Here is a 13282-nt window from a genome sequence, read left to right as displayed (position 1 = left end):
TGTTGAATTGAGAGTTGAAAGTTTTACTAACCACTGACTCAGTAGGTAGGTCCAGTTAACTGTTACATGGGAGCGTCACTGGTCAATAGTCATTTGTCATTGGTGCATGGCTGTTGACGAATGACGAATGACAAATGACCACTGACCGTCTCATCCAACAATTATTTAAACCAATCTACTGACTGACCAACAACTGCTTTTCCTGACTCCTAACCCCCAATTACCGCAAGGGCAGGCGATCGCTCAGGTCGCTGACAACAGGTAACTTTAAGGGCTTGCGCTGCCATAGACGTACCATCAACCAGAGGTTGGTCAGGAAATAGCCTGAGGTCAGCAAACTACTGGTAATCAGCAGCGGCAAAGATAGGTTCTCTGAGACTTCTGCCCCAGTTCCCAGTAAGAAGTAACCCAGCACCCATCCCAGGGCTAAAGTCACAACCAGACGGCTCAAATCTTTTTCCCGCCGCGTTCCCCTCCGCCGATACAACGTCCAGAGTGCAGGGAAAAAACCCACCACCGGAATCAGATAGAGAAACAACTGGAGATGCCTGACATCCTCGTTTTCAAAGGGATCTTGAGTCATGGGGAGGAAGAGGGAGAAAAGATCAATAATGAAGGCTGATAAAGATTAACTTACCCTTGATTGCCTGTAGACAAACCGCGAGAAGGGAAGAGATGCGCCAATGGTTAGATAAAGTAGTTCTGGAGGGGGTGCGGGGGACGCAGCCGTCCTCCGCGACGGGGGGTTTAGGGGGCAGCCCCCAAGCCAGGATTTCAGCCTCTAACCGTTGAACCTGCAAACTTACTTCCCATCTGATTTTGGCAATTTGTGTATAGAACGTAGAATGATGAATAGAAAGTAGGATTACGAGGGATACCGATTATGGACGCTCTACAAGACCTGCTAACGGCGATCGCCATCTTTCTGGAATATTTCATCTTTGCCTACTTTGTGATTGCGTTTGTCCTCTATTCCTTCAAGCGACAAGCCGCCGAAAAACCCCGACGAGAACCTTTAAGCCTACCTGGGCGGCAAGACCCTGCTATTTCCCTGGCTGAAAAAGTTGAGGAAGCGCGTTTACTCGTTCCCGCTGGCTAAAATACTCACCTCACCCCACCCTACGGGAACGCCAAAGGCGAACACCCCTCACCCCTCACCTGACTCTGTTTCACCTGCTCTAATAACTGCTCAAAACTGCGGGCAGGTTCTTTGCAACTTAAGCCCTGACACACTAGACCAACCATACCTGCTGGGATTTCCTCAGCGTTGTAAACAACCGTTGGTAAATACTGGGTCGAGAGGGTTGCAACTTGCTCTGGGGTGGTGCGAATCAGCGTGTGGTTTTGGAACCAGTCAAGGGCTGAGAAAAGGCTAGGGCAGGACTGGGGCGATTGCTCCATCACCGCGCCAAATGCCTGCAATGTTTGGGTTGCCTTATCTAAATGACTCAGGTCTTCTGTGAGTAATGCCAACCGGACCAGATTGGCGATCGCAATCCCGTTGGCAGCCGGGGTCGCATTGTCTACATAACTGCGTTCCCGTAATAGCAGATCATCCCTGGCATCGGTATTGTAGTAACCGCCCAGTTCAATACTCCAGAGAAATTCGCCGAATTCCTCCTGAATTTTGAGGGCATCTTCAAGTAAGGCAACCGGCGATTGGGTAGGTTCCTGTCCCCTACCCACGGCTAGCGCAGCCTGGTGCAAATCCAGCAGGGACTTGATAAACAGAGCATAATCTTCAGATTGCGCCAGAACATCGGGTTTACCATCGTAGTTAACCCGGTGGAACCGCTCGTCAACCCACTGATGGGTCAAGATGAAAGTAGCTGCCTTGGTTGCCAGTTCGAGGTACTCAGTGTTTTGGAAGACAGCGGCAGCCCGCGCCAAGCCCGAAATCATTAAACTATTCCAGGCGACAATCATTTTGGTGTCTGTTACGGGGGGAATGCGCCCCGTCCAGGCGGTGGTTTTTACTTCCTGATTGTTACGAGCAGGGGGAAATGTCCGCAGGGCATCGGCAGGACTGCCATAACGCTCAGTAAATAGCTGACTTAAAGCCTTTTCCAGAGTTGCGGATAGTTTGCCAGGGTGCTGCCGCTGGAGGACGCTATAGCCCTCAAAGTTGCCTTTTTCAGTCACAGTGAATTGTGCCGTGAGTTCTGTCAGTTCTTCTGGAGTCAGCCATTGCTTAAGCGACTGATAATCCCAAACATAGAAGGCTCCTTCCTCCGGTTCAGCTTCGGTTGGGTCGGTGAAACTGTCTGCATCCTGTGCCGCATAAAAGTAGCCCTCAGGTGCAGTCATTTCCCGTTTGAGCCACTCAACGGTGAGGGCGATCGCCCGCTCAAAGGCGGGTTCCTGCACTCCCATTGCCCACAGGTTCGCCAGATATTCCAGAATCTGCCCATTATCGTAAAGCATCTTTTCAAAGTGGGGCACCGTCCAGGTTGGGTCTACGGTGTAGCGGTGGAAGCCCCCTGCCACATGGTCAAAAATCCCTCCCAATGCCAGGTCTAGCCCCCGTTGAGTGCTAACTTCGGTCGTGTTATGGCGAGACTCAAACGCAAATCGGGTAGCCCGCAATGCGGCTTCCGCATAGGGAATCATCGGAAAACTAGGACCGGGGGTTTTCCCAGCCACAATACCCGTACTGTGCTCCAGTCCTTTTTTAAGCAGATTATTATCAAATTCCTGGATCGGTTGCAGGACTGCCACACTCCGCAAGTTATTCAGAATTTCATCTTTGACGGATTTCAGCTTTTCCTTCTGGGTGTCGTAGTACTGGCGAATAGCGGTTAACACCTGCAAAAACCCCGGTCGTCCGTAGCGCGGTTCCACTGGAAAGTAGGTGCCACCGTAGAAAGGCACCAGATCATCAGGAGACAAAAACACATTCAGGGGCCAGCCTCCCTGCCCAATCATCATCTGGACTGCCTGCATGTAAATGCTATCCAGATCGGGGCGTTCTTCCCGGTCAACTTTGATGGGCAGAAAGTTGGCATTCATATAGTCCGCGATCGCCCCATCAGAAAATGCTTCCCCCTCCATCACCGTGCACCAGTGGCAACTGGAATACCCAATGGACAGAAAAATCGGCTTATCCTCCCGCCGTGCCGTTTCTAGCGCTTCATCACACCAATACCACCAGCTAATTGGGTTTTCGGCGTGTTTGCGCAGGTAGAGGCTGTTGGATTGGGCAAGACGGTTAGACATAGAAAAAAGATGAAGGATGAAAGATAAAGGATGAAAGATGGAAAAAGAAAAGAAGACATTAAAGACAAGCCTTTAGTCTTTTAAGGAGCTTTCAGCCCTCAGCCTTCAGCCTTTATCCTTTTCCTTGACAGTCTAGCGTGAGGGGTTCACTTCAGAGCGATCGCATCTGCCCATTGAGCGTTAGGATCTGAAAGCAACATTTAGTGATTGGAATGGGTAATCATCCATTTCAGCGATCGTCAAGGAGAAATTATGACCCGCGCCATTATGGATACCGATAAGGGCACCATCAACCTGGAACTGTTTGATCAGGATGCGCCCAATACGGTGAAAAACTTTGTCGATCTGTCCAAGAAAGGCTACTACGATGGTCTGGCTTTTCATCGGGTCATTTCAGACTTTATGGTGCAGGGGGGATGCCCCAATACCCGCGAAGGTGCCAGCGGAATGCCGGGAACCGGTGGACCTGGTTACAGCATCAAGTGTGAAATCAATCCCAACAAACACCAGGCAGGCTCACTATCAATGGCTCACCGGGGTAAAGATACGGGCGGTAGCCAGTTTTTCCTCTGCCACTCACCCCAACCCCATCTAGATGGCGTGCATACGGTTTTTGGGCGAACTCAAGATATGGATGTTGTGAATGCTATTCGTCAGGGCGATCGGATTCGTTCGGTCACGATTGAGGAATAGAAGGAGGATAGGGCTGATCAGTCAATACAGATCCAGCCTATCCGGCTCACTTAGCCTTCCAGCCAATCAAAAATTCGCTCAAGTTGCTCCAGTGAAACCAAGCCATACTGCCACAGGATCATATGTAGCGGACCCGGATCCTGTTCACAGTGGCGCAGCGCCATAGAAATCGAGCTTGCAGAAACGGCAAGCTCCTTTTGCAAAAAGTTGATGAGTTGAGTATTGCTGCGATTGAGTTCCACGGGTCACTTTCCTAAGAGTTAATAGTCATTAAGCAGCAAGGCGGTATGACAGGGTAAACATGGCAAACATATTATCGGAGCAAAATCAAGGAAACCTCATCTCACCAGATCACCTGACAGGGTGATCCTAATAAATGATTTTCTTCGCAATGCAACCTATGACATCCACTTAAACCACAATCGCTTAGAAATAGATCCTACGTTTGATTACGATGGAAGGATTAAATTCAATTCAATCTCTACCCCTAGCAATTTTGCTGCCCAAAAGCTCTTTTGAACTCCACATTTAGCGTATTAATTTATTATAAAGATTTGCCTGTCAATACTTAGGGCTGTCTAGCGAAAGCTTACTCCGCTGCTTTACCACAGCTTTATAAATAGGGGCTTCTAAGTAAAAGAGTAATGAAGTTGTATTTATTGAAACATTTCTAAATCTTGGATGGTCCCCAAAATGGGTCAAATCACCATCCTGATGTATCAATTTCATGAAAATTCCTCAGACAGCCCCCTGGCTTCTCAGTGTTATTACGGTTTTGGGTATAGCTACCTCCAAAGCTGAGGCTTTTCTGCTGATCAGCAATAGCGAGAGCAATAACATTGTGGTTTTTGATGAAACCACAGGCCACTTTTTAGGGGATTTTACAACCCCTGGTATCGGCGGTTTGCGGGCACCAGATGCCCTTACATTTGGACCCGATGGCAATCTTTATGTCAGTGTTGGTGGTAGCAATAGCCTCAGTTTGCTAGATCCTACTTACCCTCAAGATTCGGCTGTACTTAAGTTCAGCCCATCAGGCGAGTTCTTAGGGGTAGCCGCTTCAGCTAATGGATTAGCCCGTCCCTACGGCAACGCCTTTGGACCCGATGGCAATCTTTACGTCAGCAGTTTCCGCAGCAATCAAATTCTACGGTTTAATGGGCAGACAGGAGAGTTCATCGATGTTTTTGCATCAGATAACAACAATGGTCTGGGCAGCATTGGTGGATTGAATGGTCCGAATGGGTTGCTGTTTGGACCGGATGGCAGCCTTTATGTGGCGATCGAAGGAACTGCCAATGATGCCAACGGAAACCTGGTGTTTGGCTCTCCTGAGAATGGGTTTAGAAGCCAGGTCTTGCGCTATAGCCCTGAACAGGTACAGGGACTAGCACCAACGGCTACCCCTGAGGTCTTTATTGATCAACCAACTCCCCTGGATGAAAGCTTTGGATTTGTCAGCTTGCTGGGGGTGGTGCTTGCACCCAACGAGAAAAGCCTGTTTGTCAGCGATTTTGCCGGTGGCATTCGGGAATATGATCTGGCAGGAAACCTGATCAATGTGCTGTCTACAAACTACACAGGCACAACTCCAAGCAACAACTTTATTGGTAGCCTGACCTTTGGCATCGGCAGCACGGCAAACAATCTTTATGTGATTGGATTTGATTTTGCCAACGAGAACTTAGGTTCTGTGCTGGAGTTTGGGAATGGGCAGGGTAGCTCAACAGCTTTTACAGGCACACTCTTTACCAACCCCAGCCTGTTGCGCCCGATTGGTGTGGTGGCAGCGGTTCCTGAGCCATCGACAGTGGCAGGTGCCGTGTTTGGGTTAGGTGGTTTGGGGGCTACCTGGTTGCGGAAGCGGCGCAAAATAAAAGAGATGTAGGACAAGAGTTGGTATCGGAAACGTTGATAGCAATCCTCGTTCATGTGATATCGATTTAAACGGATTTGTGGGTACATCAAAGTCCGGTACGGGCTTGGCACTGCCAAGCCCGTACCGGGATCTGTTGTGGTTGCAATTCAAATTGCTATGAGGTACATCCGTCTGTGGTGGGGGTGTACTTCAGCAGGCAGCAACCGCTATATTCACCGTTCACTATCCAGCTTGAAATTATCAGGGCGTTCAAATTGAGAAAAGTCAGGCTGTTTCAGCACGTCCTGGCTAATTTTGAGAACCCCTTCTGTTAGAAGCCGACGTTGATTCAGACGTTTAATTTCAGCTTCCATCTGCTGCTGCCCGCGACGAAAAAAATTCTGCGAGTCGAGGGGGTACAGTGCGCCTGTAATGCGCTGAAGCTGAGAAGGGGTGAATCGAGGAAGCGATGGCGTTTGAGCGAATGCAGCTTGAGCCACAAGCCAGGGTGCTAACAGCAAGCCTAGAGAAAGGAGAAGTTTCATCGGGGGGGTGTTCTGGAAACCAGAAATCTAACATTCTCTCTTCTACCCTAGCGCCTGCAACAAAGCTCTAGCTTCCTGCGATTGAAGGATAGGTTTTGAGTGGTAGGTATTAGTTATTAGGTGTTAGGTGCTGTGCTGCTCGTTATTTTCTTGATCTTCAATCTCTGACAGGATGGGGGAATCAGGGTTAAGTGGGTCAACCGCTGAGCCAAAGGTTTGGGGCCAGGGGCGGGTTTCTTCAACACTATACGGATCCGAATCGATGGAGCGATCCGTTGGCATAATCGGTTCATCCACTACGAGAGGGGGAAGGGAAGCGGCGATCGGTAGATTATTCAGGTCTTCTAGGACCTCGGTCACTGTCTGGTAGCGTTTTCGGTAGTCATAAAGCACCATTTTGCTCAGCACTTCTGCCAGGGGTTGACTTACCCTTGCCCATTCTTTCCAGGCAATTTCGCCTGTCTTGACATCTTCCTTGTCTCGAATTTGGTTGGGGAAAAGCCCGGTCAGTCCCTGAATGCCAATCATCCCCAGGGCGTAGATGTCGCTGTTGGGTTTTGGCTTACCCTCACTTTGCTCACTGGGCATGTAGCCTTTTGTGCCGATGCCAACGGTAAGCGCACTATGTTGCTCGGCTTCCATCTGTTCAGAAATTTTGACTGCACCAAAATCGATCAGAACGAGTTTACCGTCGGAGACCCGGCGAATGATGTTGCCCGGTTTTATGTCCCGATGAATTACATCCTGACTGTGGACAAACTCTAAAATTTGCAGAATTTCTCGCAGAATGTTGACTACTTTGGTTTCAGGAAGCCGTTTCCCTAAGGGGAGTTCCTGGTTCAGGGGATTGCCCGGAATAAACTCCTGGATCAGATAAAATTCACCGTCTTCCTCAAAATTAGCCAGCAATTGAGGAATCTGGTTGTGTTTGCCGAGTTTTTCCAGGGTGCGGGCTTCCCGCTCAAACAGGCGCTTAGCAAGCTGCACCAGATTGGGATTGTCACTGGCAGGTCTAAGTTGTTTGACGACACATTGGGGGTTCCCCGGACGCTGAGTATCTTCAGCAATGTAGGTTCTGCCAAAGCCTCCTGAACCAAGAACTTTAGTAACTCTGTAGCGATCTTTGAGGATTTTGCCAAAAAATGCCTGCTCCGGCTCCTGGAGTAAATCCTGAAACTCAACGTATTCATGCAAAATTCGTTGAACCACTTCTGACCGGGGAAACTGCGCCAGAATTTTGACGATCTGAAGTTTACTCCGGTACTCACTGGCAGAAGCCACCACAAAGTAGCTGACACCGCTGAGGGCGATCGCCGCGATGGGAACAGCGGTCGGCAAAATCAGTTGACCGGAGGCGAAAGCGAAATAGCTCACTCCACCCCAGACAAGGGCGATCGCCCCTGCCAGCACCAAATGCACAGGTCCCGCTGCCAGAATAAACCGCAGGAGAGAGGGTTGCAGTTGTTTCTGAAAGCGTCGAGCAGAGGACAGGAGCAGCAATACCCCACTCTGGAAGCCAGCCGCCGCCAGGACGATGACCAGCACAGTCCCCCCCCGCCAGGTCGAGTTGGGGATCGCTTCTGCAATCGACTTGTTTTCTAGCAAGGTGGCGATCCCATTGGCGTTGACCTCTATCCCGGTCATGGGGGTGGAGTAGGGAAAGGTGTTTGAAAAAGGTGTACTGTGCAAATCTTGATAAACCTTAGCCGTTGGTCCAATCAGGACAATTTTGTTCCGAAACGTTCCTTGCTGAAGGTGCTCTTTCCAGGTTTCTGGATCCAAGACATCGCGCAAAGAGATATGGGGAAAGGTGCGGTCAGGACCATAAAAATAGATCGATCGCCCCCTGGGTTGCTGATAGGGAATCTTTGCCGCCTTCAGGATTGCCTCTGCAAAAGAGGGGGTATCCTTCCCTTGCTCAAAGAACAATTCTTTCACTGGCTGCACAATCTGGTGAGCAACTTCAGGCGGATAGTTCTTGGCTCGGCGTTGGGCAGCCTCCACCTCCAGTTGGGGATAGGTGCTACCCAGCCAGTGAATTCTGCCATCCAGAGAAATCGGATGATTAATAAACCCGATCGAGGCAGGAGTGGTGCGAAAACTGGGGTCGGGGAGAACTAGCTCAGTTTGATTACCCTGGGCAGTGGCTTCAGAGCTGTAAAGGGCTGCCAGGGTTACCCGTCCCGCGTATCGCTTCAGGACTTGCTCAAACTTAGCATCCTCTTCAGCCGTATCACTGGGGGCATCAAACACCACATCAATCGATACGGAGCGTGCGCCTGCCTGCATCAATCGGTCTACCGAAATGGCGTAGGCACTGCGCTTCGGTGGCGAGGTTCTAAGCGGTGCCAGGTAGCTATATTGTTGAGGATCGCTGCGGTAAAACTGGTTGGCTTTCACCGAGTCATCATCCATTGCCAGAATCAGGATGTCCTGGGGGGGAGTCACCGGACCCCGCACTTTAAAGAAGAGGGTGTGGGTATGGCTTTCCCAAAACTGCGCGAGGCTGATTTGCTGGGCAGTGGCGATCGCTGCCACCACTGCCCATACCCCCGCCATTACATGCCCACGAATCAGCGTCTTTTTCCTTGGTCCCCCAAAGGCAGTACCCGACTTCTGAGATCGACCAGTGCCGCTGGAAGGCAACGTCTCCGTTGGGGGCAGTGAGGAATTAGACGGTTTGTTGAACATCTTTAAGTACTCGCTTGAAGAATGTTTACTCCATGCACCCAGGGGCAATTCAACATAGCTAGTACTCTGCGGCGTAAGTTCGGCAACCATTCCAAGGGGGTCAGGTGTTAGGTGTCAGGTGCTAGGAACGGTAGCCAGATTTACGCCAAGCTCTACTAGGTTGAAAGCATTTGCCCCATCTTAAACGATTGGGAAAAGCGACCATCAACCCTTGCGGCGGCTCTCCCAACCCCTAAAGAGGTCAATCCCCCTTCAATCGATAGCATGAAGAACGCTGCGATCGCAGAAATTTTTAAGTTTTTTTGCGATAATGAGGGCACTTAACCCGTGTTCAGTTACAAATCATTCATTTCTATCAGCAGAAATGAATGATGAAATAATAGTCAAACGCTCACAATATCGATTATCGTAGATTGCCTTTACATGATTAATTACTTATTTATTCCGTTCAAAATCATCCATTAGGAGGATGTTCTTGCAAGCATATTTTTGAAGTTTGTGCAGGATGTATTTTCTGCTGGTGGTAGTGAATTAGCCAAACCTGGTTTTTTTAACCAGAATTTTTGCAATTTGGTTTAATTTCGATCCGAAACGCCTCAACTGTTCAAGCCCAGCACCCGACCCAGGAGGCTTTTGGATCGACTGTTAGTGAGCAAACCACTACATAGACCCATACATTTAGGCAAGCCAGGTAAAAACAAGTTGTTACAATTGATCATTCGACCATTATTACCTCTTATCAAATTTCAGACCTACTAGCTTCTATGCATAACATGACAAACCGTCTTTCAATTTTTGTAGACGGCAACAATATGTTCTACGCCCAGCAAAAAAACGGCTGGTTCTTCGATCCCAAAAGAGTCCTGGAATATTTCACAAGAGATTCTGACGTTATTTTGGTTAACGCATTCTGGTATACGGGTTTAAAGGATCCCCAGGATCAACGGGGGTTTCGAGATGCTCTTATCAGTCTGGGCTATACAGTTAGAACTAAAATTTTGAAAGAGTATTATGACGATAATTCTGGACGTTTTTCTCAAAAAGCGAATTTAGATATTGAAATTGTTGTGGATATGTTTAATACGGTTGATTTGTACAACCGGGTGATTTTATTTAGTGGAGATGGCGATTTTGAACGAGCGATCGAGCTTCTGCGCTCTAAAAACACCCACATCACTGTCGTTTCCACCGAAGGTATGATTGCCCGAGAACTTCGCAATGTCACCGATCACTATATTGATCTGAATGACATTCGCAAGGAAATCGAGAAATCAGATTATTGAACCCGGTAAGGATTGGGGGCTGAGCAGTCGTTCGCCAACGATTTGGTTAAATTTAATTATTTGCATTTACAGGGTAGGGGGATCGGGGGAGGGCTAAATTGTCATGCCCTTCCTCCTACACTCTATGCTCTGTAACCTTTAGAATTGAGTTTGTTGTCATTTTCTACGGATTTCAGGGAATGAATCATGAGCACTAAACCCAGTCAGGATCGGATCATTATTTTTGATACGACGCTTCGAGACGGTGAGCAAGCTCCGGGAGCGGCGCTAAACATCGATGAAAAGCTGACTATCGCTCGTCAACTGGCGCGACTGGGTGTAGATGTGATTGAAGCGGGGTTTCCCTACACCAGCCCTGGCGACTTTGAGGCGGTGCAGAAAATTGCTCAAGTGGTGGGTGTAGAGGGCGGTCCGGTCATCTGTGGGTTGGCGCGGGCGATCAAAGCCGATATTGAGGCAGCCGCCGAAGCACTGAAGCCAGCGGTTTTGCCCAGAATTCATACCTTTATCTCAACCTCGGATATTCACCTGGAATACCAGCTCAAGAAGACACGGGCTGAGGTTCTAGCGATCGCCCAGGAGATGGTTGCCTATGCCAAGTCCTTTGTCGATGATGTCGAGTTTTCGCCGATGGATGCAGCACGGTCTGATCCAGAGTTCCTTTACCAGGTATTGGAGGGGGCGATCGCGGCTGGTGCCAAAACAATCAATATCCCTGACACAGTAGGCTATACCACCCCTACCGAATTTGGTGCCCTGATTCGTGGAATTAAGGAAAACGTACCCAATATCGACCAGGCAATCATTTCCGTTCATGGACACAATGATTTGGGTTTGGCAGTCGCCAACTTCCTGGAAGCTGTGAAGAATGGGGCACGGCAGCTAGAATGTACGATCAACGGAATTGGTGAACGGGCGGGTAACGCCGCCATGGAAGAACTGGTGATGGCACTGCATGTACGGCGGCAGTACTTTAATCCATTTCTTGGTCGTCCGGCTGATTCCGAAGAACCGCTAACCAACATTGATACCCGCCAGATCTATAAAACTTCCCGCATGGTGTCTAACCTGACAGGAATGCTGGTTCAGCCGAATAAGGCGATCGTTGGAGCCAATGCCTTTGCCCATGAGTCAGGTATCCACCAGGATGGGGTGTTAAAGAATCGGTTGACCTATGAAATCATGGATGCCCAATCGATTGGTTTAATCGATAACCAGATTGTGCTGGGTAAACTGTCCGGGCGTAATGCCTTTCGTTCCCGGTTGAAGGAGTTGGGCTTTGAGTTGTCAGAGCAGGAGTTGAACAAAGCGTTTGTCCGGTTTAAGGAACTGGCAGATAAGAAGAAGGAAGTCACCGATTGGGATCTGGAGTCCATCGTTAATGACGAAATTCAGCAAACTCCTGAACTGTTCCGAGTAGAGCTGGTTCAGGTTTCCTGTGGTAACAATGCCTGTCCAACGGCAACCGTGACCCTGCGCACCCCCGCTGGGGAAGAGTTGACCGATGCTGCCACTGGAACTGGACCCGTCGATGCGGTTTATAAAGCCATCAACCGGGTGGTGAATGTTCCCAACCAACTGATTGAGTTCTCGGTGCAGTCCGTCACGGCAGGCATTGATGCGATCGGTGAAGTCACGATTCGACTGCGCCACAATGAGCGGATTTACTCCGGTCATGCTGCCAATACGGACATCATCGTGGCATCTGCTCAAGCCTATGTGAATGCGCTAAACCGGCTCTATGCTGCGCTACAGCGCCACGAAAAGGAAGCGGAAGCGGGAGTCGCCGCTGTGCAAAGCTAACGGACTTTATCTGACAAGTTGGTTGGAGGAGCAGGTGGTAATGGGTAATGGGTGAAAGCTAACAGCTAAAAGCTCCTGTCCCCTACCACCTGCCCCTATCACCTGCCCCCTTATTTCCTAAACCCATGCAAGAAGAAGTCTTACGCAAAGAGCAGATTTTCCATGACCAGTGGGCGGCTGCGATCGATATCGAAGGGATTCGGGTTGCAGATTACTTTGAGGCTTGTACGGCTCCTGAAAATCGATTCATTTTGCGACAGTTAGGAGACGTTCGGGGCAAGTATTTGCTGGATCTGGGCTGTGGTGCAGGCGAAAACAGCGTATACTTTGCCATCCAGGGTGCCCGGTGTGTGGCGGCTGACTACTCACCAGGAATGGTGGATGTGGCGCGCAAACTAGCAGCCCAAAATGGGGTTGAGGTGGAAGGGGCTGTCATCAATGCAATGGATATAGCCTTTCCAGACAATACCTTTGATGTTGTGTATGCCTCTAATTTGCTACATCATATTCCCGATCCACGCCTTGCAATCAAGGAAATGCATCGGGTTGTAAAGCCGGGGGGTAAGGTTTGCTTTTGGGATCCGCTGAAGCATAATCCGGTGATTAATGTGTATCGGCGGATGGCAACCAAAGTGCGGACGGAGGATGAGACTCCATTAGAGATTGGGATCGTGGATTTTGTCCGATCGCAGTTTTCTCGCACGGCTTATGATACCTTCTGGCTGGCAACCCTGTGGATTTTTCTGCGCTTTTACCTGATTGAGAAAGTCAATCCGAATGAGGAGCGCTATTGGAAAAAAATCATCATCGAACATGCTCGATTAGAGAAAAAATATCTTCGACTGGAAAAAATCGATCGGTTGCTGAAGAAGCTACCCCTAATGAAACGCTTTGCCTGGAACCTGGCAGTTGTCGCGACAAAGGATAGCTGGTGACGGGCACCTAACACCTAACCACCATTCGGAAAAAATTAGATTTACTGGATTAGTTTGTGAATCAATCCGCGAGTGCCAAGCCCCTCCTGAACTTTGATGTGCCCACAAGTACGTTTAAATCGGCATTAAAAACCAAAGGCTGGCGGCAATTGAAAGAGTACCCTGCTGGGGTACTGCCAAAGATCTGGTGGAGCCGTCAAGATAAAATGTAACATCGTCTGAGATTACAAACAAAAAGCCTGTGTTCCCGAATCGCAA

Annotated in this window: 13 protein-coding genes; 7 read left to right on the top strand and 6 right to left on the bottom strand. The window is 49.3% G+C overall.

Annotated elements, in window-relative coordinates:
* Positions 1-220: 220 nt before the first annotated feature.
* Complete coding sequence (locus AC1S52_RS33600; protein WP_482033411.1) at positions 221-583, bottom strand: hypothetical protein; 363 nt, start codon at positions 581-583, stop codon at positions 221-223.
* Between the two features lie 300 nt (positions 584-883).
* Here AC1S52_RS33600 and AC1S52_RS33595 point away from each other — a divergent pair, with 300 nt between their 5' ends.
* A complete protein-coding gene (locus AC1S52_RS33595; RefSeq protein WP_482033410.1) occupies positions 884-1099 on the top strand; it encodes a hypothetical protein in 216 nt (71 codons plus the stop codon).
* A 20-nt stretch (positions 1100-1119) separates the two neighbouring features.
* On the opposite strand, the gene AC1S52_RS33590 is transcribed toward AC1S52_RS33595, so the two are convergent.
* Complete coding sequence (locus tag AC1S52_RS33590; RefSeq protein ID WP_482033409.1) at positions 1120-3216, bottom strand: thioredoxin domain-containing protein; 2097 nt, start codon at positions 3214-3216, stop codon at positions 1120-1122.
* Positions 3217-3468: 252 nt separating this feature from the next.
* On the opposite strand from AC1S52_RS33590, the gene AC1S52_RS33585 reads away from it, so the two are divergent.
* On the top strand, positions 3469-3909 hold the full coding sequence (locus AC1S52_RS33585; RefSeq protein ID WP_482033408.1) for a peptidylprolyl isomerase: 441 nt from the start codon (positions 3469-3471) through the stop codon (positions 3907-3909).
* Positions 3910-3959: 50 nt separating this feature from the next.
* On the opposite strand, the gene AC1S52_RS33580 is transcribed toward AC1S52_RS33585, so the two are convergent.
* The gene (locus AC1S52_RS33580; RefSeq protein WP_482033407.1) at positions 3960-4151 is read right to left on the bottom strand and encodes a DUF2949 domain-containing protein; all 192 of its coding nucleotides are present in this window, start codon (positions 4149-4151) and stop codon (positions 3960-3962) included.
* A 485-nt stretch (positions 4152-4636) separates the two neighbouring features.
* On the opposite strand from AC1S52_RS33580, the gene AC1S52_RS33575 reads away from it, so the two are divergent.
* Positions 4637-5797, top strand: coding sequence for a PEP-CTERM sorting domain-containing protein (locus AC1S52_RS33575; RefSeq protein ID WP_482033406.1), 1161 nt, complete (start codon positions 4637-4639; stop codon positions 5795-5797).
* 203 nt (positions 5798-6000) lie between these two features.
* On the opposite strand, the gene AC1S52_RS33570 is transcribed toward AC1S52_RS33575, so the two are convergent.
* The 3 genes from AC1S52_RS33570 to AC1S52_RS33560 all read right to left on the bottom strand — a co-directional run bounded on the left by AC1S52_RS33570 (position 6001) and on the right by AC1S52_RS33560 (position 9323).
* Entirely contained in the window at positions 6001-6312 is a 312-nt protein-coding gene (locus AC1S52_RS33570; RefSeq protein ID WP_482033405.1) for a hypothetical protein, read from the bottom strand.
* A gap of 123 nt (positions 6313-6435) precedes the next feature.
* On the bottom strand, positions 6436-9093 hold the full coding sequence (locus tag AC1S52_RS33565) for a CHASE2 domain-containing protein (protein WP_482033404.1): 2658 nt from the start codon (positions 9091-9093) through the stop codon (positions 6436-6438).
* Between the two features lie 65 nt (positions 9094-9158).
* Positions 9159-9323, bottom strand: a complete 165-nt coding sequence (locus AC1S52_RS33560; protein WP_482033403.1) for a hypothetical protein — start codon at positions 9321-9323, stop codon at positions 9159-9161.
* Positions 9324-9776: 453 nt separating this feature from the next.
* Between AC1S52_RS33560 and AC1S52_RS33555 the strand changes: the two genes are divergently transcribed.
* The 4 genes from AC1S52_RS33555 (at position 9777) to AC1S52_RS33540 (ending at position 13236) form a co-directional block, all read left to right on the top strand.
* Positions 9777-10286: a LabA-like NYN domain-containing protein gene (locus tag AC1S52_RS33555; RefSeq protein ID WP_482033402.1), complete on the top strand. Its 510-nt coding sequence runs from the start codon at positions 9777-9779 to the stop codon at positions 10284-10286.
* Between the two features lie 186 nt (positions 10287-10472).
* Positions 10473-12089, top strand: coding sequence for a 2-isopropylmalate synthase (locus AC1S52_RS33550; RefSeq protein ID WP_482033401.1), 1617 nt, complete (start codon positions 10473-10475; stop codon positions 12087-12089).
* A 125-nt stretch (positions 12090-12214) separates the two neighbouring features.
* Entirely contained in the window at positions 12215-13024 is an 810-nt protein-coding gene (locus AC1S52_RS33545) for a class I SAM-dependent methyltransferase (protein ID WP_482033400.1), read from the top strand.
* Between the two features lie 56 nt (positions 13025-13080).
* Positions 13081-13236 (top strand): hypothetical protein, encoded by a 156-nt coding sequence (locus tag AC1S52_RS33540; protein ID WP_482033399.1) that lies wholly within the window; start codon positions 13081-13083, stop codon positions 13234-13236.
* Positions 13237-13282 lie beyond the last annotated feature (46 nt).

The sequence above is a fragment of the Kovacikia sp. CALU 1929 genome (genome assembly GCF_056784235.1).
This window is presented reverse-complemented; position numbering and strand designations above follow the sequence as displayed.